Here is a 23683-nt window from a genome sequence, read left to right as displayed (position 1 = left end):
CGCCTAGGCGCGCAATGGTACAGCCGGTCCCAGTTGGGACCGGCTAGTGTGTTAGGTACTTGAAGTGATGGTTACTGGAAATACTCTTTGCCAGGAACGGATTCCGGCAATTCCAGCTGCGGTTTGATATCCGATTCTGGTGCCAAACCGAACTTCTCCAAACCTTTACGCACGTGCTCAGCGGCGTCAATGTTCAGCGGCCCGGAGGTCCACATAGCGTATGGCAGGTTGATGAACCGGTTTTCCTTGACCGCTGGCAGATCCTTGGTGGTTGGGTGTTCCTTGAGAATCTTCACCTTTTCATCAAACTCCTGGCCGGGGTATTCCACGAACACGAAAACATCCGGGGTGTTCGCCGTCAGGTGTTCCCAACCAACGGTGGTCCAGGTGTCTTTGATGTCGCTTGCGGCGTTCTTGGCACCGGCGGCCGTGATGATTGCCTCCGGTGCGCCAAAGCTACCCGAGGTGAAAATGGTGTCAGAGGCGGAGTCGAAGACGAAGGCGACTGGGGCTTTCTCCGGCTGTTGCGCTTCCTTGAGCTTGGCCAGACGTGCCTGCTGATCCGCAACAACTTTCTGGGCGGTGTCCTCGTTGCCGGTCATGGTGCCGAGGTTATTCACGTCGATCTCTACGGCTTCCCATGGGTCGACGATTCCCCGCTTGTCGGTGCCTTCCTGGCGGCACGACTCGGTGAGAATGTAAGAACCGATTCCTTGTTCCTTCAAGGTGTCCGGGGTGAGGTTCTTACCCTCGTTGAAACCGTAGTTCCAGCCAGCGACGAAGACATCGGGTTGCTTGGATACGACTTCTTCCAGCGATGGGTATTCTTTGGCGACGTCGTTAAGCTTTTCGACGTCCGCGCCGTACTTCGCCTTGAGAATATCCATGTCGCGCTGAACCGAGGACACGTACTTGATATTGTCCTTGGCACCGGCAGCCAGCGCGATGGAAATGATATTGCCATCGTTGACGAACAAGTCGTCGGTGGCCTCATAGGTTACTTCTTGCCCGCAGTTTTCAATGGTGATGCCACCTGCGGCACCGGCCTCGCCACTAGCGGAGGTAGCGGTAGAGCTGCCATTGTCGGAGCAAGCGGAAAGTACAACTGATGATAACGCGATAGCGGCTACTGCCTTTTTCATACGCATTATGTGTTCTCCTTGCAATCGTGTAGTTCTGCACCATGGTGGGCACAACTACAGTGAATCGATAATCAGGTGCGGGTTGGTCATTTCAGGCAACCTCGCACAAAACGCCTGCACATTGAATACTTTGCGCAGGTTTTCCGGGATAAGGACTTCCTCAGGGTCCCCTGCTGCAAGCATGGTTCCCTCGTGCAAAACAACCACTTGATCAAAGTGAGCCATCGCCAAGTCCAAATCGTGAATTGTGGCTAGGATCGTGCGACCAGATTCTTTCAGCACCTTGAGCAGATGCAATTGATGGTGCACATCCAAATGATTTGTAGGTTCGTCCAACAACACCATGTCGGTGCCTTGAGCAAAACCACGGGCAAGAAGAGCGCGCCGACGTTGACCACCGGAAAGCTGATCGCATGGCCGATCAGCAACCTCCGTCAAACCGACTAACGCCAAGGATTCCATGACGATTTTCTGCTCTTTCTTACCGCCGATCTCCCAAGATTTCAGGTGCGGGAGTCGACCCAAAGCCACCATTTCGGAAACTGTCAGATCACCCGGAGGGCTTTCCTCTTGCCCAACCAGCGTTAACTGTTGAGCCCGGTGGCGCGGCCGCATCGAATGAACCGATACGCCGTCTAACATCACACTGCCGCCATGCGGCGCAGTGATCCCTGCAATCGCCCGCAACAATGTGGATTTACCTGCACCATTAATGCCCACCAGGGCGGTCATGGTGCCGGGAGAAACCTCAAAATTCACGTCACGGACGATAGTTGTGTGCCCGATTCCAGCGGACACATCTGTAATCTCCAGTTGGCTCATGTATTTCCCCCAAATGAATACTTGCCTCGAGCCATCAACAGCAAAAACAGCGGGGCACCCAACACACCGGTGACAACACCGAGCGGGATTTCTTGCGGTGGTGCAGCGATCCGGGCGATCACATCAACCCAGATCAAAAACAGTGAACCCGTTGCCATCGCAATCGGAAGTAGTCGCCTATGCAGCGACCCCACCATCATGCGAGCCAAGTGCGGAATCACCAAACCAACAAAACCGATGCCGCCTGCCACTGCAACCATCGCACCCACCAGGAGCGCCTGGATGAAGAACAGGACTTGGCGTAAAACCCCCACCCGCACGCCGAGCGCCGCAGCGGTATCCGGCCCTGCGGCTAGGGCATCTAGGTGATTGGATAAAAACATCAAGGCTGCGAACGCAACCACGACGACGATGCTGGGCAATAACACCTTGTTCCATTGCCCACCAGCTACAGAACCCAACATCCAAAACATCACGCCTTGGGCGGCGCGGGCATCTGGGCCTTTGAATACCAGGAAACTAGCCAATGCTGAAAAAGCTGCCGATAGCACCACACCGGTAAGAATCAGCCGAAGCGGTGTGAGTCCGCCTTGAGCCATAGTGATTCCATACACGGTTGCGGTGGCAACCAACGCGCCCACTAACGCGCCCACAGAGAGCGAATAGAGGCCGAAGGAAGAGAAAATACCGAACGTGATTACTGCCGTCGCGCCCACCGATGCGCCCGAAGAAACACCTAATAAATAGGGATCCGCTAATGGGTTACGCACCAGTGTTTGCATAGCGACACCCGCCAACGCGAGTCCCGCACCAACAATAATCGCCAAAATCCCGCGCGGTGCACGCAATTCCCACACGATGGAATCAACGGCCTGATCAGGCCCGTTACCACCTTGTAGGTGCGCTACCACCACTTCCCAAACTGCCGCACGGGAATAATCGACTGAGCCAAACGTTAAGGAGATGACAAAACTCACCGCAATTGCTGCAAGAAGCACGACAAACAGCACTGGGGCGGCAAGCTTGCGACCTAGTGTGCTCACACCACTCCTTAAGTCTTTAGCTAACCGAACTTATAGGATGGGCACTATTGAACCCATCCCACCTACAAGCCTAAACAAATGTTTTTCAATAACCCAATCTCATTTCGGCATGTCCTACTTCCGCACGCCCCATCCCCTGCCCCCGCTGACACCTAGCCTCCCCATAAACGCGGTACGGTTTATCACATGAGCATTCAACTGAAACCAGCTACAGAAGTCACCACCTCAGCCGTTGTCGCAACCGGCCTTATCGGCGGATGGCTCTGCGCACGCGAAACCGGAGTTCGACCACTCGGCGGCGTCGTCCTCGCCGCCGCAGGTGCATGGGCAGGGCGTTCCTGGTACGCCAAAGGCGGCATCCCCCTAACCGCTGCCCTATCCACCGCCTACGTCGCGGCTTTTGGGCTGTCCCACCCGCTGGCCAAAAAGATTGGTGCCTGGCCCGCCGTCCTTGGCGTCACCGCTGCCGCCGCAGGCGCGGCTGCCGCGTTAAGCGACAATAAGGAATAAAACGACACCGCGACCACTCCTATCATTTGCCAAGGCGGCCTGAAAACCTAGAAAACCGCCTTAGCCAGGATCACTTCCCGGCTAAGGCGGTATTGCCACGTCGTTATTCGGCGGAAACGTCGTCGAAAGTGCTGGTATCAATGACAAAGCGGAATTGAACATCACCTGCGATAACCCGCTCATAGGCGGCATCCACCTCAGTAACACCAACCTTCTCGATCACAGCACCCAACCCGTGCTCACCGCAGAAATCCAACATTTCCTGGGTTTCCTTAATACCACCGATGTTCGAACCCGTCAGCACTTTTCGGCCAATAATCAAAGCATAGAATCCCAGCTCCTGGTTCTCCGGCGGCAGACCGACGACCACCATAACCCCGCGTGGTTTCAGCAGCCCCAAATAGGCATTGACGTCCAAATTCGCACTCACCGTATTCAGAATGAAATCGAATTCACCACGGTGGGCTTTAAAGAACCCTTCCTCCTTGGTAGCCAAGATGCGATCAGCACCAAGAGCCGCAGCGGCGTCGGCTTTCTTCAACGACCGCGACAACACCGTCACGTCCGCACCACGCGCCTTGGCGATCTTGACCCCCATGTGCCCCAATCCGCCCAAACCGACGATGGCGACTTTATCGCCAGGCTTAATGTCCCACGTAGCAAGCGGCGAATACGTGGTAATACCCGCGCACAACAACGGTGCAGCAACATCAAAGTCAAGATTATCCGGCAGCCTACACACAAACTTCTCATTCACGACGATGCTCTGCGCGTAACCGCCTTGAGTGATCGTGCCATCAACATCTTCGGAATTATAGGTTCCAACAGCACCATTGAGGCAGTTTTGTTCCTGATCCGCCTCACATTCCGCGCAGGTACCACAGGAATTAACCAGACACCCCACCCCAACCCGGTCGCCAATCGACCAGCGGGTAACGTCCTCACCTACTGCAGTAACAACGCCTGCGATCTCATGGCCAACCGTCAACGGAAAATGAGCCGGACCCCACTCGTTTCTAATCGTATGAATATCCGAATGGCAGATACCAGCTGCCCGAATGTCGATGACAACATCGTCTGGGCGCGGGTCGCGCCGGGAGATGGTAGCGACATGGAATGGGCTTTCCGGACTGGTTTTCTGGAGCGCTTTTGTGAGAAACGGCATTATGATCTCCTTATGTAATAAATTAGCCAGCCGATACAATCGGTTACCCCCATTGTATCGATCAGCAAGTGTTATTGAATACCGTGGGAAATGGATATATTTACAGACATTCATTTATGAACAAATGCCAACTGCATACTTAACAATTTTTAAGATACCCTAGGTGATTATGACCAGCAGAAACTTCACTATCGTTGAAACAACTGAATCGGATCGAACCTACATCGCACGGCTGAATTACATCACCGACGTACGAGGTGATGAAACCGCTGAAGTCTGCGAAGGTTTCTTAGACGATGTCCGTTATTATGTCGACGAGTGGCAACCGGAAAACGGAGGCTTCGTCGCCTATGACACCACCCGAATCCCCGCTGGGGGCGTGTGGATTAGATGGGGTACTGCAACCAATCATGGGTACGGCCACGTATTAGAGGGTGTTCCCGAGCTGTGCATCGCCGTGGAAGAACGGTTTAGAAACCAAGGGTTGGGTACGAAACTGCTGCTAACCAGCATCGAATTGGCCCGGGAGCTTGGTGCGCGCGGCATTTCGTTGTGCGTTGGCGAAGACAATCCCCGCGCCCACCGGTTATATAACCGGGTTGGGTTTAAAGAAGTCTGCTTCGACAACGAAACTGGCTACTACACCCTGGCTATCAATTTCACGCCGCCATCTGATCTATCGGCGTAGTCGAAAATTCGGCAACAAAAACAATGCCCACCTTGGTGTGCTTCGCGTGGCGCTCACAATTCACCACGATCCGCACCCTTGGTGGGCATTGCGCATCTATTATGCGAGTCTTCCCCTGGAATTTCACAAGCTCACCACGCAACGCTGCCGTACAAGAATGCTCTGGGAGTGGGAAAAGCACTCTTGTTTGCTGGCGGCAAGCCCTCACCTGACGTGAAATCCGGTTAGGTGCAAGCATTCGCACTGGTACCCACAAGTTGAGTGCTGGGACGATCGCCACAGCTGACAGTCGGTGACGAGTGCTACTCGTTGAACACCCAACTTGAACGGGCAGCACGCAGGAGCACTACACCGGATACCGCACGAGGCGGCACCTAATGCAATGGACCTATGCTGATGCATGGAGTTTGTCGGGGCGAAAGATCTTCGACCCACTCCCCTCACCGTGACACCGTGAAGGCGACACCGTGAGAATCAGGTAGCTCCTAGACGCGAGGGCCACAAGATGGTCAGAGCTGGTCGGTCTTCGGACTTGTGGATCATCCCGTTTATCCCCCAACGCCTTCCCAGCTTGTAAAAAGCCAGTGGCCTTTGGATGGGGCGGTCCCCACTCACCGCTGCGCGCCAGTTCCGGTTTTTCACCGGATTCCCATGAAGCCTTACACACATTCAGCTTCACCAGCTCACTTCTGAGTGCGTTAAAAACATTACCATCGCCCCACCCGCCCCAGGTCGCAACACCACCTTTTGGGGTTAGCCACCGCAGTTGGTCATGCTTTCCTCAGCATCCAACTGGCCGCAAAAATTACCCCTTGTCGCCCCAAATTTTCACTTCCCTCACATTCATGTTTTTCGCCGCATATCCCCAGTTGCCGCACATGTTGCGCGCGTCGACAAGCGAAAAACACCTGGCACACACCGGGGGTAAAGCCCTTGCCGTTGTTGCCATATTGCACTAGTAGTTTTTAATTGTGCATCGAGCACACTTTAAACCCGCGAGTAACCAGAAAGGAAGGGACGACATGTTAGACCATAAACAGCTATTCAATGAGCATTTGAGTCAACGACAGTTGACACTCCCGTCCCCCTCGCGGCGTGTACCCAATCCGCAAGTGGCTGCCAAAGCTTTGGTGAATCAATCACATTAGCCACAGTCAAGCGCAAGAATTTATCGCCGCACACTGCACATCGTCTGTAGTCCGCGGCGATTTTTTGTACGCCTTATTTAAGCCTTTGCCGTGACAGACAGATAACTTGAAACTTTTTCCTTGAAAGGAGCACGCGTGTAATGGCACGCAAATATCGTGGTAAGGGCGCAAAACGCCCCAATGCCAATTACTTGAACCGTCACTTGAAGGACACCCCAGCTAACGTGGTGTGTTTCGCTTCCGAAATCGAAGACTCCACCATGGAGCAGGCAAAGGAACTGGCAAAACTGCCGTTCGTCTACCCACATGTAGCACTCATGCCGGACGCACACACCGGCTTGGGGTCCTCGGTGGGAACCGTCTTCGGCACCATCGACGCCGTCATCCCCGCAGCTGTGGGTGTGGACATCGGATGCGGAATGATCGCGGTACGCACCCAGTTCACCGCTGCCGACTTAGAAGGCAAAGACCTGGTGAAGCTGCGCGACGCGATCGAAGCGGCGATCCCACTGTCACCTGGAAACTACAACGGCTGGGTGATGGGCGGATCCGCCGAGAAGCGGTGCCGCGAGCTGGCAAAACTGGCCGAAGATACCGGCGTCGATCTGTCCCACTCCCCTAAGTGGCGGCTGCAACTGGGCTCGCTCGGTGGCGGTAACCACTTCATTGAGTTGTGCCTCGACGAAGAGGATAACGTATGGATGTTCCTGCACTCCGGCTCCCGCGGTGTTGGAAATAAGATCGCCCGCAAGCACATTGAGATCGCTCAGGAACTCATGGCTAAGTGGTGGATTCCGATTTCCAATAACGACTTGGCGTACTTCGTCACCGGCACCCCCGAGTTCGATTCCTACATCACGGATCTGCACTGGGCACAGCGTTTTGCCTTTGAAAACCGCGAAGAAATGATGGACCGGTTTAACACCTGCCTGTCTGAATTCATGGGTGAAAAGGTGGAGGAAATTCAGCGGATCAACTGCCACCACAACTACACCGAACGGGAAGAGCACTGCAACCGAACGGTGTGGCTGACGAGGAAAGGCGCAGTTCGCGCCGATGAGGGCCGATATGCGTTGATCCCCGGTTCGATGGGAACCGCCTCCTACGTTGTGGAAGGCAAGGGAAATGTCGGTTCGCTGCGGTCTGCACCGCACGGGGCGGGTCGCCGGTTCTCCCGCACGGAGGCGCGGCGTCGCTTTAACGTGGATGATCTTGAATCCCGGATGAAGGGAATCGTGTATCGCCACGGCGACGCATGGGTCGACGAGATCCCGGACGCTTATAAGGATATCGACCAGGTCATGGCGGATTCCGCCGACCTCGTTGAGATCAAGCACAAGCTGCGGCAGATCCTCAACGTGAAAGGTACATAACCCCTACCGCACCGATGCACCAATCGGTGCGGTTTTTTAAATCTCTGTGCTTTTCGACGTAGCCGCGTTGCCTGCAATCTCGCCGTTTCCGCACTTGACGAGTTTAAGAAATCTCTGGTAGCTGTCGTCGAACTGGTCCTGTGTCAGCCTCAACCCAGCTTGATATGCAACATAGAATCCGTACTCGAAGCGGGCTAGCGCTAACGCGTCTGCTTGGGAAAACCGGTCCACTTCCACGAAGTTTTTGGCCAACAACGCAATTCTGTGATCGTCAACCTCCGTAACCACAGCTGCAACATGTGCATCCGTAAAACTTAATTGCCGCATGTTGCGTTCCAAGTCGTGGTTTAACTCAAGCGCCCACGCGTCTAACGCTTGTCGACGCTTCCCGGTTGGCACCCGCGCAGCGGCATCAATGATTAACGCGGTGTTTTCGTGCTGCCACAATTCCGCTAATGCCGCATTGAAATCTGTAATTGCAGTGAAATGCGAATAAAAAGAACCCTTTGTTTTGCCCACACTCCGGCACAACGCATCAATCGTGATTCCACTTGGGCCACTGTGTGCAAGGTTTTCAAGACCTAGTTGCACCCAGTCAGACCTACTAAACCGCTTCTTTGGTGCCATGAAACATCTTCCTCGTCGTTTTCACACCAAGTAAAGCACATCCGGCAATAGCCGCGAAAAGGATCCACTGCCCGTAGGTGATTGGCGACAACGAAAAGATCGACACCATGAACAAATCCCAAACAGCAGCCGCGATAGCAATGCCCGTCAGTCCTCCAGCAAGTTGATAATTACTGGGGTTTCGCCACACTAGCGCAAATCCTATAACCAGAAATCCGATGAGTATCGACGCTAAATGCCAGACGTAATAAAGAGTAAAAATCGCTTGTTCGGGTATCTCCCCGCTTGCAAAAAGCGGATCGATTGTCTCAGGCCCGCCGACAAAAATGTGGATTAACAAGGTCATGGCGCTAAGAATCGCAGCTGCCGCGAAAAAATTGTTTCGCCTCGTCTTTTCAACCATGGCCCCAAACATACCACAAGGTATGTTTTAGTGCTCCCCATCCAACCCGAGCCACCAGGTTTGCCCATCTTCCGGCTCCGGAAGCGGATACTCCTCAAGCGTAATCTCAATCACGCGGCGGCCTGGGCCATTTGCTTCCCACTCTAAAAGGATCTCGTCGAGTTTCTCGCGGCTTGCCATGCCAATGCCGAATTCGCGCTCTGTAACCCACTGGTCTTCCGCTGCCAAGTCATGGTCGTGGTCATCATCGTCGTGCGGCACTCCATAACTGCACTTCTTACACAAATAAGACGTGGTTCGGGTCCAATCTTCCGCCATTCCCCCGGTGGGTTCCACTAGCTCTGTGAGCGCAGCGCTATCCTCCGGTGATTCAGCAGTGACTGTGACGTTATAAGTCAGATACGGTGAACGTTCTAGCACTTGCATTTCATTGAAAATAGTGAACGTCTGCCCTTGCGCTTCGCGCTGACCAATCGGGGCACCATCATGCAAAACAATATCACCGTACCGGTGCCCGCTTTTAGGGAACGGAACATTGACAATGCGTGCCCGCACCGGGTCGATACGCTCCGCGAATAGTGTTTCGCCCGCACCCCACGGATTCAGATAGATAACCGCGAAACCAAAGTTTTCAACAATCTCCCCCTCGCCCTCGGTGATCGGCATACCAACCGCATTCCACACCTTGCGGGCAATATCCCATTTCCCCAAGGCAGTCGCCGCAATCGCTGCGTTCCAGTGGGCGGCCTCATCGATTTCGTCGTTCAGCTCAATCGCTTGAAGGTTATAGGTTAAGGATTCCTCCCACTTCCGCAAATATTTAAAACACAACCCAGCCATGTAATAAAAATCGATCCGTAGCGGCTCTTCTTTTATTGCCTGCAGATACAATTCACTTGCCGACTCAAGATTACCCTGGTCAAAGGCCTCTAATGCTTGATTTTCCAATTTCGAATTAAACCACGCCATTACCCGCTCCATTGTCCGACGATTGACGTTTTTACCTTAATGCCTAAACCACCGCGACGTCAGCGTTTCAATATAAAAGACGCGCACCTGAACGTCATCGCCCGTAAACGTTCCCAGACATTGCCGAGATTACCTAAGCCTTTGCTTTTCGACGGCACACCGTTGGCGGTTTCAATGTGATTGGCGCCATAAAAAAATCACTTGATTCCATAACAACGCCCTCGTTGTTACCGCCTGCAACCTTGCCGCTTATAACTGTGCAGGATGCTCTACATTCAACGTCTTATTTTTTCTCAACCAGGCGACGGGCAAGCACAACAGTAAGCGGCAACGGGAAAAGCGTATAGACAAGAACCTTGATGTAGAGCTCCATGTCTTCAAGTTTTAGTGAACGCTCTAGATTGCTGCCTTGCAGGACTATTTCTGAGAAGCCCCACACAATGATTTGGGTTCCTAACCAAATCATTAACAGGACCAAGAAAAATCGGAGAGATTTCATTTATGAATTGCCTTTGCCGCAGTAGTTGTGATGTACGTAGAATCGACCTTCCAGTGGTAGCAGTTTCCATCATTAATCCGCCTGAGAGCATCAAGCGCAGTCCAAAGAAACCAGCTTGCATCCTTTCAGACAGACACGGACCTCATTAACTTCCGACAGTTCGCCCATCTCGTCGGTTTTCTATCACAGAAACATTCTAACTTCGCACCATCTTCACCTGCGGCTGAAGCGAATTCCGTCTACATACCCTCAACACGCCTTTTGGAACTGTAATTGGCGGTTTTGTGGATACGGAACTACTAGACGATACGGGTCGCGCAATTGTAAAAAATTGACGAATGAGAGCAAACAACGCACAATCGCTTCTAAAGAGAAAACACGAACTAAAGCCAAATATACCTTTCTAATAAAAGGACAACTGCCCAAATGTCTTTCCTACCCATCACCTTCGTATTTTTGGGTATAATTCCGTCTTTTTTCTACATCCACCATTATCAAAAACATAGAGAAGAAGAACTAAAAAACCTTCAATTTGGTGGTTGGTATTTCATTTTTGAACTCACTCTTTCTTTCACCGTCGGCTTAATTCCAGGAGGATTGCTAAGTGCAATCTTTTTCCCGGATTTTTGGCTAGCTGCAGAAAAAATAGCTCGATTAATAACGGCAGTTTTCTTTACGGTTTCCGGACTTATAATCGCGGATTGGTTTAGATTTAATGGTTATTCTTTGCCGTTAAAAACAGGAACTTTTCTACCATTTTTACGAGAAATTAGTGGGAAGAATCCATATCCTAATTCCGAAAACAATAGATTAGAAAATAGGAAACCAACCAGACTTTTCATCGGGTGCGGCTTATCACTCTTCATTGCTGTATTTACTCTGGTAATTTTGCTCTGGCTATGGATCACCCAGACAAACCTTGCTTGATCTACGCGACATGGGCGTCGAAAAGCAGGGCAAGTCCAGTAATTCGCATCGCATCAAGACACAGGGATTTCGCCGCATCAGACGACGCTAGCTCGGTGTACGCCTTTGTACGTTGTGCACGTTATGCACGATTCAATCACCTTCGCGACAGGAAACTGAAAATCCTCCGCCGTAGCGTGAATCATGCGGGTTAGCTACCCGCTATTTACACCGCTCGAATTAGTTTGTGCCACGTTTTCAAAAACTCAGCTATCTCGTTTCGGCCTTTTGCTAGGACGTTTGTGTGCACAACGGAATAATGTGTTTGTCAATGAAATCGCAGGCTTCATGTTTCATCACAGCACAATCATCGGGATCTGCTGGGACTGTGATGAGTGTTCCTGGTTGCACAAACCGATAATTCAGTTCCGGGAAGCTTCGACCGCTTAACCGCACCGTGTAGGGCTCAGATTCTGATGCGTCCGGTACCGCAGGAATGTCGATGTGGGCGATGATGTCTAATTGCGGCTTCGCGCGGAAGCAACTGTAGGACATGGTCACCCTACAAGAATCGGCTAGGTCAACCATATAGGGGGTAAGCAGCTTTCCATTGTGGGTTTTCGCCACCTCAGCGGCGATCTCGCGGGCGGTGGAAACACCGAAATCCGCTTCTCCCCGTGATGAACCGGAGACTTTACTGGGGCCATTTCGCCACGACGGTTCCCATGTGGTGCTTCGCTCCACATCGGTTAATAAGAACTCCGCAAAATCACGGAAGAAATTGTGCAACGGATCGCCCCCGTGTGGGGTGCACCCATGGATGATGTTGTAAGCACCGGCGGTTGATTCCCGGAAGCCATATTTCGCAGCAGCCCAGTCATGAATATTTTCAAGGACAGAGCAATCCACAGCTGCACCACAAAGTTCCGCCATGGAAAACCCGGAGATAAAAGCCGCTAGTGCATGTATGTCATGGATTCCTATGTACATTCCAGGGCGCAATTGCACACATGAAAGAAGTGCCGCGAGATTGGCCTCAACATTCTCAAGCTGGCTGGGAACTGAATATTCAGACGCGGTGTTGTGCCTATCGGGGTGTGGTTCTGCCGAAGAATCTTGATTGGTGGTTCCGGCTGGTTCCGCTTCCCCGAAACCGGCAACTTTTACACCGCTCTTGTCGCCGTCACGTATCGCCATAACCAGCAATTATATCCTCGATTGCACCCGCGAGGCGGCCGTATAACCGTATATCGGGCAGGTCTGGATTATCGCGAAAGTGGGTTAATAGTGCGATGATTTTGTGTTCATCGATGTCACGTGAAGTCGCTACCCGAATTGCTAATTCAACCGCGTCATCCCACTGGTCTTTCGCCGCCAGTTCCGCGATTGCGTGGTCATGGAATCGGAAAGCCGATGTGGGGCGTCACACGCAAGTGCAACGGATGCTTTCATCTGCAAAAATCGCTCTGGCGGAAAAGAACCATCGTCGATAGTGGCGGCAGCTGCAGCTGCTTCGTCGATTACTGCCATAATCGCTGGCATTTCAGTGTCCGTGTAATAGGTCAATGATGACGCTTGGGTAAGCAACGCACACGCCAGGTAACGGCATTCGCCGGTGGTGGCGATCTCACGCCCGAGCCGCGCCAATTCGGCCGAAAGACCTACTGGTTGGAGTCGCTCCGCGTTATCAAAATATTCCATAGGCGCGTTCCATAAGCGAAAACTGCTCAATCGGATTGGTGGTTGTTCTGGCCAGTTCTAATACCGCGCAGCCAGCCACGCTCTGCCACCCAAGGTCGTCATATAGTTCTATAAGGCGCAATTGACGTTCAGATGTGGGGCGTTGTGTCACCTCACGTTCGAGGTCGTAGATTGAAAGTTTTAGTTGGTAAAAATAATCATCGGTGGTTGTTACCGGGACAGAATTAGGGGCCGGAAAAACTGTATCGACACTAGGTGGTTGTGGCGGTTGTTGGTCGAGCCGACGTGACACCACGTCGCGGAACCCGGTGGCGGTGGGGCTTAGCCGGGCGTCGAAAAGCGAAGCACAGTAGGTAGCGATTTCCGTGGCCCACTGAATAACACCCGCTGTGGTTGGGACGCTCACCTCGCGAAAACACGACCGCTGATGGTTAGTTGCGGCAGCGAGAAATACCAGGGCTGGGGCTTGGTGAGCTTCAAGAATTGTACGACTGAAATGCAGACATGTATGACAAGCCACGGCAATTGTGCTGCTAAAACGGCTAAAAGTTCGATAATAAGCGCGAAACCGTAATATGGCGGGAGTGCTTGTCGACGCCCCACAAACCGCAATAATTTTGCGACCTCGCTTACCTGAGGTGGCTGATCCACATAGGCATCCAAGTAGTCGGCAACGCGCATAAAGTGCTGGTGGGCAGAGTACGTGTCAGATTCGAAGGCGGGCAATTCCGTCATGAGCTGGTTGAGTGCCGCGTTATCCCCCATTGCCGCAGTCACATGGCATTCAAGCGAATCAGAGGGCTTGCCCGTTTGGCGCAGTTTCCGCCATAGCGAACGCAACGTTTCCGCGGGAACGTGCGGGTCGGCGACCGCCTGAGACACTGCGGACTCTAACTCATCACGTTCCGTTCTGAGGTATTGGTGAGCTAGGTGCGGAAACTCTTTTAAAAGATGGGATAGCCGCGTGTATATCGCTAAAAAATCGCAATCAATTCGGCACGGATCGCCCGAGTCCACGGCGTGTGACAACGCTTCCAGCTCCGCCGCTGGATCGCTCCCGCGAACTCGCGTTGCCTCAGAACACCAATACGCGAAGTGTTCTATGTCTGATGCGATGCAGGTCGGGCGTGGTGTAGCAGAATTAGTCATTGCGGTATCTGCCCGCCTAGCCATACTGCAACAACAGCCTTGCGTACCGGTTTCCACTGATTCGAGTATGGATCGAGGAATTCCGCGGATTCCGGCACATCGGTTTTCTTTCTGATCCGGCTGATCGCGGATTCGGTAAGTCCGCGCAATTGACCATGCGCGGCATGATACTGCAACGCGGTTTGTGTCTCCGGGCCTAATAGTCGGACGTGCGCAATGCCAGCTTCATTGAGTCTCTTAGGCTTTTGTGCCGTGAGCCGGTAGGGATTAAGCCACAGTTCATGCCATTGGCTAAACCCTAACGGTGAGCCAGTGACGGGGTGGTGTACCGGGGTAACCAGAACCTCGTTGTAATTAATCGCGGCAAACCACACCTGCCCACGGGATGGACCACGCAGCACTAAAAGATAGCGATCGTCGGTGCAGCAATCCTCCCCCAACACTACGGCGCCCCGGCGGGCAGGCTTATCAAAAGACTCGTCCAAAAACGCGTTAAGCTGGGCGAACCCCTCATCCATATCATCAGATTCTATGATCTTTGTGATTGCACTTTCCACATCAAACCGATGCGGGTGGGGTTCGAAGGGGAAATCTTCATCCCACACCCCGGAATCGACCTGAGCTAGAAACGAGACCGTTTCAACGCTATCGGCGTGTTCAGGCGTTAAAACAAAGTCACGAAAATCAGATGGCAACGGGCAACCAAGTGCAGTTTCCACACGCGCTACGGCTGTTGCGATTTGATCCACAGGCATCGGTTTCTCCGCTATTTTGTGTTTGTTGGCTATCAGTTAATCAGAATCAGAATATACGAGTTGCTCGCCGCAGTGCAGGCAGTTGAAAACATAGGCTGACCAGGGCGAGTCCTCCCCTAGCATCCGAAGCTGGGCTTCTGTATGCCCAATGTCTAACAACTCTTGGCAAATATCCGGCATCTGCTGCAGCTGCTCCCAATCGGGTGAACCGACGAATACGCACGCATCATCGCAGTGGCTTAACCACATGCCTTGCTGCCACGACGGGAATTCCGGGGTACGCTCCTCAATTTCGGACGCAACGTCGTCTGGGACATCACTGGGAGTGTCGTTGAAAACCACGTCGAACTTTTCCGCAGCGCTTCCGTCGGCGATGCACCACGGACAAATGTCCTCGATTTCGTCTTCCCCATATGGTTCCATCGTGTAGATCCACCCAGTTTGTTTCTCACAACACGGGCATACTGCGGTCGGGTCTTCCTCGAAAACTTTGGCCGCGACGGGGTCGGCGAAATACTTGAATACTGGCAACGTTGTTGCATTAGAAGAATCAGACACAATCAACCTTTCACGTGGGCTTTCCATTTCGAATCAGAGTGTAACCTACCACCCTGACATGAGATCGAGCGATGAGAAAAGGATCAGGTGTTCGTGGTTTAGTTTTGACGAAAACCCAGCTAAGACCACGTAGACTTATGGGTGTTTTTTACTGAGCTCACCTAAAAACTTTATGGATGGCGCCATGACATTGGAATTTAAAAAGACCGAAAAGCAGATAACTCAGGACGAAATCCGTACCATCGCCGAAACATTGGGGGTTGACCTGCCAGAGGATTTCATCAACCATTTTGAACGGTGGAACGGCGGCTATCCAACGTTGTCGCTGGTGGTCATCGATCCGGAATACCACTGCGAGAACATCCCTGAGATAGAAATCAAGGATTTCATTCCGTTGCGCTACAGCAAGGAATTTAGCGACGACCCGGATTTTACGTTAGAAGGACGCGCGCCCGAAGAATGGGAAACCGGCGAGGTACCCCGAAACCTGTTGCCGTTCGGCATGGATTGGCTTGGCAACTATCTCTGTATTGATGTCCAAGATCATCGCATTGCCTATTTTGACCGCGACACCGCCGACACCTGCTACATCGCGCCGTCCTTTACGCGTTTTATCAGCAATCTTCGCTTCTGTCCCACCGACTTCCGGTTGGATTAGCGCCACAGGTAGCGTCGAAAAGCAAAAATCGTAACGAAACGCCGCCTTAAGAAAGTAATTGTTCTCTTAAGGCGGCGTTACTGACTCATTAATTAGGCCAAGCCAGCTTCGAAAGCTGCGCCTACCTTGTACAACCGATCGTCGGCGAATGCCGGAGCCATGATCTGCAGCCCCACCGGAAGGTTCGTGTCAGAAGCCAATCCGGCAGGCAAAGACATGCCGCAAAGACCAGCGAGGTTGAGCGGCAAGGTGCACAGGTCGAAGTTGTACATCGCCAACGGGTCGGAAATTTTCTCCCCGAGTTTGAAAGCCGTGGTCGGAGTCGTTGGTGAGACAAGAACATCGCACTTTTCGTAAGCAGCTGCGAAATCTTGCGCGATCAACGTCCGCACGCGCTGGGCTTGCAGGTAGTAGGCATCGTAGTAGCCCACCGACAGCGCATAGGTACCCAAAATTATGCGGCGTTTAACTTCCGGGCCGAAACCAGCGGCACGGGTCAGCGCCATGACTTCCTCAGCGGAGCGGGTGCCGTCATCGCCAACCCGCAGACCGTAACGCATGCCGTCGAAGCGGGCGAGGTTCGAGGACACTTCGCACGGAAGAATCAAATAGTACGCGGCAAGCGCGTCATCGAAGTGCGGGCAATCCACTTCCACCACGGTTGCGCCCTGGGATTCCAATTGAGCCACGGCTTTGTGGAATTGCTCCAGCACACCCGGCTGGTAGCCCTCCCGGTCGAATTGCTTTACGACGCCAACTCGGACCCCACTCAAGTCACCATGCGCACCTTCCCGAGCAGCTTCAACAACCGGGGCTACAGGCCGGTCAACGCTGGTCGCATCAAAGCGGTCGTGGCCTGCGATCACTTCGTGCAACAAAGCGGTATCCAGCACGGTGCGTGCAGTCGGGCCGCCCTGATCCAGGGAGGACGCACAAGCAACCAAACCATAGCGGGACACAGTGCCATAGGTAGGCTTCACACCAACGGTATTGGTGAGCGCGGCAGGCTGGCGAATGGAGCCGCCAGTGTCCGTTCCGATCGCAAGCGGCGCCTGACCGGATGCCAATGCCGCCGAGGAGCCGCCACCGGAACCACCAGCGGTGCGCTCCAGGTCCCACGGATTGTGGGTAGGACCGAACGCAGAGTTTTCAGTGGATGAACCCATGGCGAATTCATCCATGTTGGTTTTACCGAGAATCGGGATGCCGGCTTCCCGGATCTTCTTGGTCACCGTTGCGTCGTAAGGCGCGATATAGCCTTCCAACATTTTTGATGCACACGTGGTCGGTGCGTCGGTGGTTGTGAAAACATCCTTGAGCGCAAGCGGCACACCGGCCAGCGGCGAAGCAGGTGCCGCGCCTGCATCGAGGCGCTTATCAACCTCGGCTGCGGCGACCAGTGCTTCTTCCGCACCCACATGGAGGAACGCATGAATGTCCCCGTCAATCTCACCGATCCGGTCTAAGTGAGCCTGAGTTACCTCAACCGAGCTTACTTCGCGGCTATGAATCTTCGCGGCCAGTTCCGCCGCGGTCATGCTAGTCAGTTCGGAGGAACCAGCTGCACCTACGAGATATTTATTAGTCATGGAACCCTACTCCCCCAAAATCTGTGGAACGACGAAGCGCTGCTCAGCTACTTCTGGCGCTTGGTCCAGCGCCTGCTCGCCTGTCAACGTTTTTTCAACTACATCTTCCCGCATGGTGGTGCGAATCGAATGCGGGTGGCTCATGGGCTCCACCCCTTCCGCGGCTACCTGCTGCACTGCGGAAACGTTGCCGATGATTCCGTCGATTTGCTCAGCAAACCGATCCAATTCTTCATCGCTCAACGCCAGTCGAGACAATTTAGCCAAGTGGGCGACTTCATCGCGCGAGATCTCAGGCACGTGGGATTATCCTTAACTTAACGTCGGTGTATGTCTACTTGTACCGGCCACTAACGGATGCGATTAACAACCAGTGGCAAAGCTACTAAGACATAGTACTCAACACCCGCCCGTTCGTAGTATTTCGGGCACCTGGTGTGGGGTTAGGTTTTATTCATCCCATTTCCGATTACTGCACTACACCTGCTGGCAATAGGTGACAAATTGGATAACTTGTATACGTCCTGCCCCGAAATCGGCTAATTGTTCGTACAATATGGCAGGTAAGTCTTGATTCATCTTGTGCAACGGTTACCGCCGCCGCACACGGTGGGTCAACTGTTATTTTTACGAAGAGAATAACCGGAAAGCTTCTCGATTATTCGCTTGAGAAAGGTGGGATTTTCGGTGACGACGTACCTCATCCGTGTACTGCTCCCCGACGCCCCAGGCAGCCTCGGAGTGTTAGCAAACGCCATCGGCGCTGCTGGCGGCGACATCAAAAGTGTTGATGTCGTCCAAGCTTTTCCTGACGGAACAGTCATGGATGACATGGTAGTGAACCTGCCCGCAGGGGTCATGGCGGATGTTCTTATTTCCGCAGCCCACGGCGTAGACGGAGTGGAGGTTGATTCCATCCGCCCGTTTTCCGGCACCGTGGATCGCCGAGGACAGATCAAGATGTTGGCGAATGTCGCCGGTGCCTCCAGTCATTCCAATACTATCGCGCAGCTTATCGACGACATCCCGCAAGCGCTTACCTCTTCGTGGGCAATTTTGCTTGAAGACGGCACTCCCGTTAAACGCATCACCGCCTCCGAAGGCGCGCCGGAAGACGACGGCTCCGCCCCGGATCTCATCAATATCACCTCAGCCCGAATCCTCAACCCCGAGGTAGACTTTTGGATTCCAGAATCCTGGTCGCTATTAGATTCCTCGCTTGCTGCCGCCCCACTAGGAAAATCCGGGTTGGTGTTGATAATCGGCCGAGTAGGCGGCCCAGACTTTTTGCCTTCCGAAGTCGAACACATCGGCTACGTGGGCACCATCCTGTCGCGAATGTTACGCAGATAACCTAACGGCCGTGGTGATTCACCACGGCCGTTAGCGTTCTTAGGCTTCCCCGGTTTCTAACAACCGAAGGAAACCAGCCTCATCGAGAATCTTCAACCCAAGCTCCCGAGCTTTCGTTTCTTTAGAGCCAGCCTTCTCCCCGACCACCACATAGTCGGTTTTCTTCGATACTGATCCGGATGCTTTACCACCCCGGGAGATGATCGCTTCTTTCGCCGAATCCCGCGAGAAACCCTCCAGGGTTCCGGTGACGACGATGGTCAGTCCCTCCAGAACCTGCTCCGGTGCATCAGCTGTTACTTCTTCCATGGTTACTCCACTTTCTGCCCAGGTGTCGACAATATTGACATGCCAGTCCACCTCGAACCAATCTTTGAAACTTTGTGCTTTGACCAAACCCACCCCATCGGTTTGGGCGATATCGTCAACCGTCGCGTTGCGTGCCTTCTCCAAGCTGCCATAGCGGCTGGCCAATGCGCGAGACACAGTGCGCCCACAATGTCGGATTGACAGCCCCGCCATCACCCGCCACAGATCCGTGTGCTTTGCTGTTTCGAGGTTTTTCAGAAGCTTCTTTCCGGTGGAATTCAGCGTGCCTTTCTTGGTGGTGAACACGCTGGTACGCAGCAGGTCGGCTTCAGTGAGGTTGAACAATTCCGCTTCGTCTGTCAAGACCTTAGATTGCACCAAATCATGAGCCGCTTTCTCCCCGAGGGCTTCGATATCGAAAATCGCGCGGCTGGCTAAGTACGTGATACGGGCAGCCAGCTGGGCGGGGCACGACCGACTATTGGGGCAACGCCAATCAGCGTCGTCTTCCTTTTGCGGGGCTAGCTTCGTCCCGCAGCTGGGGCAATTTTCCGGGAATACAAATTCCTCTTCGGTGCCGTCCCGACGATCCGCAACCGGGCCTAAAACCTCAGGGATAATCTCACCGGCTTTTCGGATGACAACGGTATCGCCGATCAAAACGCCTTTACGCTTGACCTCTGTTTGGTTATGCAAGGTGGCCATCGACACGGTGGAACCAGCGACGTACACCGGTTCCATCACCGCGAACGGGGTCACCCGACCGGTTCGTCCCACGCCAACCTGAATATCGAGAAGCTTGGTCATGACTTCTTCCGGCGGGTACTTATAAGCAACCGCCCAGCGCGGTGCCCGGGAATTCGCACCCATGCTTCGCTGCGTAGCAATATCATCAACCTTGACCACCAGGCCGTCCATCTCACAAATTGCCAGGCCGCGATTTTTCTCCCAGTAGGCCACTTGCTTGTGCACTTCGGCAACGCTTGAAACCAATGCGGTGTATTCGCTAACCGGTAGCCCCCATGCAGCTAGTGCCTCGTACGCGTGGAACTGGGAGGTCGGATCGAAACCCTCGGTGGCACCGATGCCGTGGCAGATCATGCGGAGTTTGCGCCGCCGAACAGCCTCCACATCTTTTTGCCGCAGTGAACCTGAGGCCGCATTCCGTGGGTTGGCAAACGGCTTGCCGCCTTCTAATTGTCGCTGTTCGTTTACTTCGGCGAAGTCTTCCACCGCGATAAATACCTCACCGCGTACTTCCAACAATGCCGGTACAGGGAAATCATCGTGATGGCTAAGTTTCAGCGGCACACCCGTGATCACTTTGGCGTTTTCGGTTACGTCTTCACCAACCCGGCCGTCGCCGCGGGTTGCGGCGCGTTCCAATTCACCATTGCGGTACACGAGGGAGAGGGACAACCCGTCAATTTTCAGCTCGGTGAGGTACTGATCAGCGTCGGCGCGTAATAACCACTCATCTAATTCCTCCGCATTGAACACATTCTCCAGGCTCATCATGCGTTCTAAGTGCGCAACATTTTCAAACGAGGATGATACCGGCGCGCCGACTTTTTGGGTCGGACTATCGGGCGTGGCTAATTCGGGATGGGCTGCTTCAAGGGCTTCCAATTGGTGAAACAGCTGGTCGAATTCCGCGTCAGTTATTTCAGGGGTTTGGTTGTAATACAGTTCCCGGTGGCGGGTAACTTCGGCGGCTAAGCGCTGCCATTCTTCCTGGATTGAATCCTGCGTTTTACTCATGGTGCATTAGTTTAGACTTCGACCCCGACATGACAGCCCACTTTGAAAAAACTACGCGTTACACTGCGGTTTTATCACTGATCGTGGTCACCATCTTCCACAGGATAATCGCTTCGCACCACAAGGGTTCGAGTGATAAGATCCATCGGGCTCAGCCGATCTTTATCGAGCACGACGGCCAGCAGGCTTAACCAAAAGATCAAACTGAAGATAGGGGCTGCCCAGTCGGTAATCGGTTCCAACGCGAAGGCGCTTCCCCACCACGCGTTTCGCACACCGGCCTTCACCAGATTAAGCGTGCCGGAACTTTGTGCACCGAAGTCAACGTCAATTCCCGTGATCTTCTTCCCCACACTGACGCCAAACAGGCCTTCACCAGCTGCTTTATAGAGGCCAAGCATGGCGAAAATAACCAACGCGATGTTCGCTGGCGCTTGCCACCCCATCATGTACCGCCACATATTTTCCACCAACGCCGTTGCCGTAGCCACGATTACGAGATCAATGATCAGCGCCGCGGCCCGGCGCGTCACCAGCGCTGGGGTTGATCCGAGTGCGCGTACCCATGGGCGTGTTGATTGCCGCCTGGTCGTGGAATCGTGAACTGGTTGAGGCTGATGGGGGTGTTGTGAGGGGTCGGCATCAGAATTCATGAGTGTTCTCCCCCTTTTGTTTTTTAATCTTGGTCGCAATGGTTGAGTGCCAGGTTAATATACCCGGTTGGTTTTTCGGGATTTTTACCGGCTTTCGCCCCATGTTGGGGTTGTGTTTTATGGTGGAACCATCCCCCATTCGCTCTGGTAGTTGATTGTTAGGTCAAGGAAGCAATGATGAACATCCCCACTGAACTGTTGCGCACGCAGTTTGATCCGATGAAGGTGTTGAGTTTCGATTTAGAAACTACGTCGGCTAATCCGTTTGAAGCCCGGATTGTTACGTCGGCGTTAATTCGAGTCGATTCTGAGGGAGCCCACCCGTACGAGATGTTGGCTGATCCTGGAATTCCGATCCCGGAGGCCGCCGCAAATGTGCATGGAATCACCACTGAGTATGCGCAGCAGCATGGTCGTCCGCACGCTGATGTGTTGGCGGAAACCCTTGAGAAAATTACGCAGGCGTGGGCTGATGGATACACGTTGATTGTGTATAACGCGGCCTATGATCTTACGGTTTTGCATTCGCTTGATCCGTCGTTTGTGGTTACCGGCCCGGTTTATGATCCGTTTGTTGTGGACAAGGTGCTTGATCCGTATCGCAAGGGTAAGCGCACGTTGACAGATTTATGTGAGGAGTACAACGTCCGGTTGGATAATGCCCATGAGGCGACCAGTGACGCGTTGGCTGCCGCGCGGATTGCGTGGGTTCAGGCGAAACGGCGGTTTGCGGCGCGGATTAAGGATCTCACGTTGGAAGAGCTCATGGAGTTTCAGGCGGTTGGGTATTACAACTCCCAAACGGATTTGAAGAAGTATTTGGAAAGTCGGGGGCGGGATGCCTCTGATGTTAATACCGCGTGGCCGATGCAGAATGCGGACTAGGTGGTGGTTAAAGGTTCCCGGCGTCGCGGCCTAGGATTTCGGCCGCTAGCCGCACGGTTTGCAGCGTGTGGGCGGCGTCGAAAAGTGCTAAGGAATCTACAAATGCGGCGGTGGTGAGTTCCGCTTGTTCGGTGATGGCGGTGCGGTCGAAGGATAATTCGTCGAAAAGCGAGGCAATCTTCTGCGCTACTTTCCGTGCGGATTCCGGGCGGGCGCCGGGTGACACGCATCCGAGGCTGAGTGAAATGCCGGCGGTGAGGAATTCCCCGACGCTATCCAACGTCTCGGTACCACGAATGGCCTGAAGCCCCAGCACCATAGCGTCGGGTCTGGCTAGCTGTGCGATATCGAGGACTGGGGTTGCACCAATTTGGGAAATTCGCACAGATCGGATCGTCTCATTCTTCAGTGTTGAGCACACCTCGAATAGCCGTTGCCCAAGCTCTTTGGTGTGGATTGGGGCGATCGTATCGAAGTCGGAGGTTCCGGGTACCGTTCCCGTTTCAAGCGCGTGAAGGCACGATTCCACCAGCAACACGTCGACCATGCCGCCGAACCTGCGGTTGAGTTGGGCGGCGTGTTTGGTAATTCCGTGACTGAGTACCTCAGTGATGTCGCGTAGTGCACCAGTGTCTGTGACTGCTCGGTGCCCATTGGGCAGTTCGACTGCGGTGGCCAACGCCCACGGGCCGAGCACTTCCAGTTGCACCGGTGCGGTTGAGCTGGCCCATTGTTCTTCCACGATGTCGCCGTCGCGTTGGATGTTGTCCCATAGCCTACGGGTGACCAACTGCGGTCGGGTGCTCAGCCGCCAGCCGCGCGGTCCAGGTTCCACGGGTAGATCCGGTGCAAGTGCGCAGGTGGCACCGACGAGGTCCGCGCCTAGTCCCCGGTTTGGTAGCCGGGGAAAGGTGCGCAGGTTCCCGGTTTCACCGGCGATGACATCTGCGGCGGCGATGAGATCGGCGGTTGTCTTTCCCGGCATTGGCCCGAGGTTATATGCGACAATACTCATGG

26 protein-coding genes and 1 riboswitch are annotated in these 23683 nt (G+C 53.7%); of the genes, 7 read left to right on the top strand and 19 right to left on the bottom strand.

The genetic code is table 11. The features are described from left to right. Positions 1-71: 71 nt before the first annotated feature. Genes Q4D85_RS06975 through Q4D85_RS06965 form a run of 3 tightly spaced genes read right to left on the bottom strand, consistent with a single transcriptional unit; the run spans position 72 to position 3007 of the window. Complete coding sequence (locus Q4D85_RS06975; RefSeq protein ID WP_303199215.1) at positions 72-1148, bottom strand: ABC transporter substrate-binding protein; 1077 nt, start codon at positions 1146-1148, stop codon at positions 72-74. Positions 1149-1196: 48 nt separating this feature from the next. Further along, on the bottom strand, positions 1197-1964 hold the full coding sequence (locus Q4D85_RS06970) for an ABC transporter ATP-binding protein (RefSeq protein WP_303199212.1): 768 nt from the start codon (positions 1962-1964) through the stop codon (positions 1197-1199). Next, the gene (locus Q4D85_RS06965; protein WP_303199210.1) at positions 1961-3007 is read right to left on the bottom strand and encodes an iron ABC transporter permease; all 1047 of its coding nucleotides are present in this window, start codon (positions 3005-3007) and stop codon (positions 1961-1963) included. The genes Q4D85_RS06970 and Q4D85_RS06965 overlap by 4 nt, the downstream gene beginning before the upstream one ends. A gap of 186 nt (positions 3008-3193) precedes the next feature. On the opposite strand from Q4D85_RS06965, the gene Q4D85_RS06960 reads away from it, so the two are divergent. Beyond that, positions 3194-3517, top strand: a complete 324-nt coding sequence (locus Q4D85_RS06960; protein ID WP_303199208.1) for a hypothetical protein — start codon at positions 3194-3196, stop codon at positions 3515-3517. A gap of 103 nt (positions 3518-3620) precedes the next feature. Here Q4D85_RS06960 and Q4D85_RS06955 read toward each other — a convergent pair whose 3' ends face one another. Continuing rightward, on the bottom strand, positions 3621-4682 hold the full coding sequence (locus Q4D85_RS06955) for an NAD(P)-dependent alcohol dehydrogenase (RefSeq protein ID WP_303199207.1): 1062 nt from the start codon (positions 4680-4682) through the stop codon (positions 3621-3623). A 169-nt stretch (positions 4683-4851) separates the two neighbouring features. Here Q4D85_RS06955 and Q4D85_RS06950 point away from each other — a divergent pair, with 169 nt between their 5' ends. Together Q4D85_RS06950 and Q4D85_RS06945 are read left to right on the top strand one after the other, a co-directional pair. Continuing rightward, positions 4852-5370 (top strand): N-acetyltransferase, encoded by a 519-nt coding sequence (locus Q4D85_RS06950; protein ID WP_303199205.1) that lies wholly within the window; start codon positions 4852-4854, stop codon positions 5368-5370. A 499-nt stretch (positions 5371-5869) separates the two neighbouring features. Further along, a riboswitch (cobalamin riboswitch) is annotated at positions 5870-6068 on the bottom strand. A gap of 710 nt (positions 6069-6778) precedes the next feature. Further along, positions 6779-7891, top strand: coding sequence for an RtcB family protein (locus Q4D85_RS06945; RefSeq protein ID WP_303199235.1), 1113 nt, complete (start codon positions 6779-6781; stop codon positions 7889-7891). 36 nt (positions 7892-7927) lie between these two features. Here the strand turns inward: Q4D85_RS06945 and Q4D85_RS06940 are convergent, their stop codons facing one another. The 4 genes from Q4D85_RS06940 to Q4D85_RS06925 all read right to left on the bottom strand — a co-directional run bounded on the left by Q4D85_RS06940 (position 7928) and on the right by Q4D85_RS06925 (position 10389). Next, positions 7928-8518: a TetR/AcrR family transcriptional regulator gene (locus Q4D85_RS06940; RefSeq protein ID WP_303199203.1), complete on the bottom strand. Its 591-nt coding sequence runs from the start codon at positions 8516-8518 to the stop codon at positions 7928-7930. Next, the gene (locus Q4D85_RS06935; protein WP_303199202.1) at positions 8496-8921 is read right to left on the bottom strand and encodes a hypothetical protein; all 426 of its coding nucleotides are present in this window, start codon (positions 8919-8921) and stop codon (positions 8496-8498) included. Before Q4D85_RS06935 ends, Q4D85_RS06940 begins: the two co-directional genes overlap by 23 nt. Positions 8922-8948: 27 nt before the next feature. Continuing rightward, complete coding sequence (locus Q4D85_RS06930) at positions 8949-9890, bottom strand: type IV pilus biogenesis/stability protein PilW (RefSeq protein WP_303199201.1); 942 nt, start codon at positions 9888-9890, stop codon at positions 8949-8951. 283 nt (positions 9891-10173) lie between these two features. Beyond that, entirely contained in the window at positions 10174-10389 is a 216-nt protein-coding gene (locus Q4D85_RS06925) for a hypothetical protein (RefSeq protein ID WP_303199199.1), read from the bottom strand. A gap of 426 nt (positions 10390-10815) precedes the next feature. Between Q4D85_RS06925 and Q4D85_RS06920 the strand changes: the two genes are divergently transcribed. Next, positions 10816-11316, top strand: a complete 501-nt coding sequence (locus Q4D85_RS06920) for a hypothetical protein (RefSeq protein WP_303199197.1) — start codon at positions 10816-10818, stop codon at positions 11314-11316. A gap of 270 nt (positions 11317-11586) precedes the next feature. Here the strand turns inward: Q4D85_RS06920 and Q4D85_RS06915 are convergent, their stop codons facing one another. The 6 genes from Q4D85_RS06915 to Q4D85_RS06890 all read right to left on the bottom strand — a co-directional run bounded on the left by Q4D85_RS06915 (position 11587) and on the right by Q4D85_RS06890 (position 15458). Then, entirely contained in the window at positions 11587-12492 is a 906-nt protein-coding gene (locus Q4D85_RS06915; RefSeq protein WP_303199195.1) for a hypothetical protein, read from the bottom strand. Between the two features lie 141 nt (positions 12493-12633). After that, a complete protein-coding gene (locus Q4D85_RS06910) occupies positions 12634-12996 on the bottom strand; it encodes a hypothetical protein (protein ID WP_303199194.1) in 363 nt (120 codons plus the stop codon). Next, the gene (locus Q4D85_RS06905; protein WP_303199193.1) at positions 12983-13402 is read right to left on the bottom strand and encodes a hypothetical protein; all 420 of its coding nucleotides are present in this window, start codon (positions 13400-13402) and stop codon (positions 12983-12985) included. Before Q4D85_RS06905 ends, Q4D85_RS06910 begins: the two co-directional genes overlap by 14 nt. Then, a complete protein-coding gene (locus Q4D85_RS06900; RefSeq protein WP_303199192.1) occupies positions 13399-14145 on the bottom strand; it encodes a hypothetical protein in 747 nt (248 codons plus the stop codon). Before Q4D85_RS06900 ends, Q4D85_RS06905 begins: the two co-directional genes overlap by 4 nt. After that, the gene (locus Q4D85_RS06895) at positions 14142-14900 is read right to left on the bottom strand and encodes a hypothetical protein (protein WP_303199190.1); all 759 of its coding nucleotides are present in this window, start codon (positions 14898-14900) and stop codon (positions 14142-14144) included. The genes Q4D85_RS06900 and Q4D85_RS06895 overlap by 4 nt, the downstream gene beginning before the upstream one ends. A 36-nt stretch (positions 14901-14936) precedes the next feature. Continuing rightward, on the bottom strand, positions 14937-15458 hold the full coding sequence (locus Q4D85_RS06890; RefSeq protein WP_047261822.1) for a CbrC family protein: 522 nt from the start codon (positions 15456-15458) through the stop codon (positions 14937-14939). A gap of 184 nt (positions 15459-15642) precedes the next feature. On the opposite strand from Q4D85_RS06890, the gene Q4D85_RS06885 reads away from it, so the two are divergent. Beyond that, complete coding sequence (locus tag Q4D85_RS06885; protein WP_303199189.1) at positions 15643-16116, top strand: SMI1/KNR4 family protein; 474 nt, start codon at positions 15643-15645, stop codon at positions 16114-16116. A 92-nt stretch (positions 16117-16208) separates the two neighbouring features. Here the strand turns inward: Q4D85_RS06885 and gatA are convergent, their stop codons facing one another. Together gatA and gatC are read right to left on the bottom strand one after the other, a co-directional pair. Beyond that, entirely contained in the window at positions 16209-17705 is a 1497-nt protein-coding gene (gatA, locus tag Q4D85_RS06880; protein ID WP_303199188.1) for an Asp-tRNA(Asn)/Glu-tRNA(Gln) amidotransferase subunit GatA, read from the bottom strand. Positions 17706-17711: 6 nt separating this feature from the next. Continuing rightward, positions 17712-18005 (bottom strand): Asp-tRNA(Asn)/Glu-tRNA(Gln) amidotransferase subunit GatC, encoded by a 294-nt coding sequence (gatC, locus tag Q4D85_RS06875; RefSeq protein ID WP_303199186.1) that lies wholly within the window; start codon positions 18003-18005, stop codon positions 17712-17714. A gap of 387 nt (positions 18006-18392) precedes the next feature. On the opposite strand from gatC, the gene Q4D85_RS06870 reads away from it, so the two are divergent. Beyond that, positions 18393-19058 carry an amino acid-binding ACT domain protein gene (locus Q4D85_RS06870; RefSeq protein WP_303199185.1) on the top strand — a complete coding sequence of 222 codons (666 nt, stop codon included), beginning with the start codon at positions 18393-18395 and terminating at the stop codon, positions 19056-19058. 39 nt (positions 19059-19097) lie between these two features. On the opposite strand, the gene ligA is transcribed toward Q4D85_RS06870, so the two are convergent. Further along, complete coding sequence (gene ligA, locus Q4D85_RS06865) at positions 19098-21128, bottom strand: NAD-dependent DNA ligase LigA (RefSeq protein WP_303199184.1); 2031 nt, start codon at positions 21126-21128, stop codon at positions 19098-19100. 74 nt (positions 21129-21202) lie between these two features. Then, a complete protein-coding gene (locus Q4D85_RS06860) occupies positions 21203-21781 on the bottom strand; it encodes an RDD family protein (RefSeq protein WP_303199182.1) in 579 nt (192 codons plus the stop codon). A 177-nt stretch (positions 21782-21958) separates the two neighbouring features. On the opposite strand from Q4D85_RS06860, the gene Q4D85_RS06855 reads away from it, so the two are divergent. Then, the gene (locus tag Q4D85_RS06855) at positions 21959-22666 is read left to right on the top strand and encodes a 3'-5' exonuclease (RefSeq protein ID WP_303199232.1); all 708 of its coding nucleotides are present in this window, start codon (positions 21959-21961) and stop codon (positions 22664-22666) included. 7 nt (positions 22667-22673) lie between these two features. On the opposite strand, the gene Q4D85_RS06850 is transcribed toward Q4D85_RS06855, so the two are convergent. After that, positions 22674-23681: a hypothetical protein gene (locus tag Q4D85_RS06850; RefSeq protein ID WP_303199181.1), complete on the bottom strand. Its 1008-nt coding sequence runs from the start codon at positions 23679-23681 to the stop codon at positions 22674-22676. Positions 23682-23683 lie beyond the last annotated feature (2 nt).

Origin of the sequence: Corynebacterium sp. (assembly GCF_030532965.1) — a bacterium.
Classification (GTDB): Bacteria; Actinomycetota; Actinomycetes; order Mycobacteriales; family Mycobacteriaceae; genus Corynebacterium.
The sequence above is the reverse complement of the archived record's forward strand: the minus strand, read 5'-3'. Positions and strand labels throughout refer to the sequence as shown.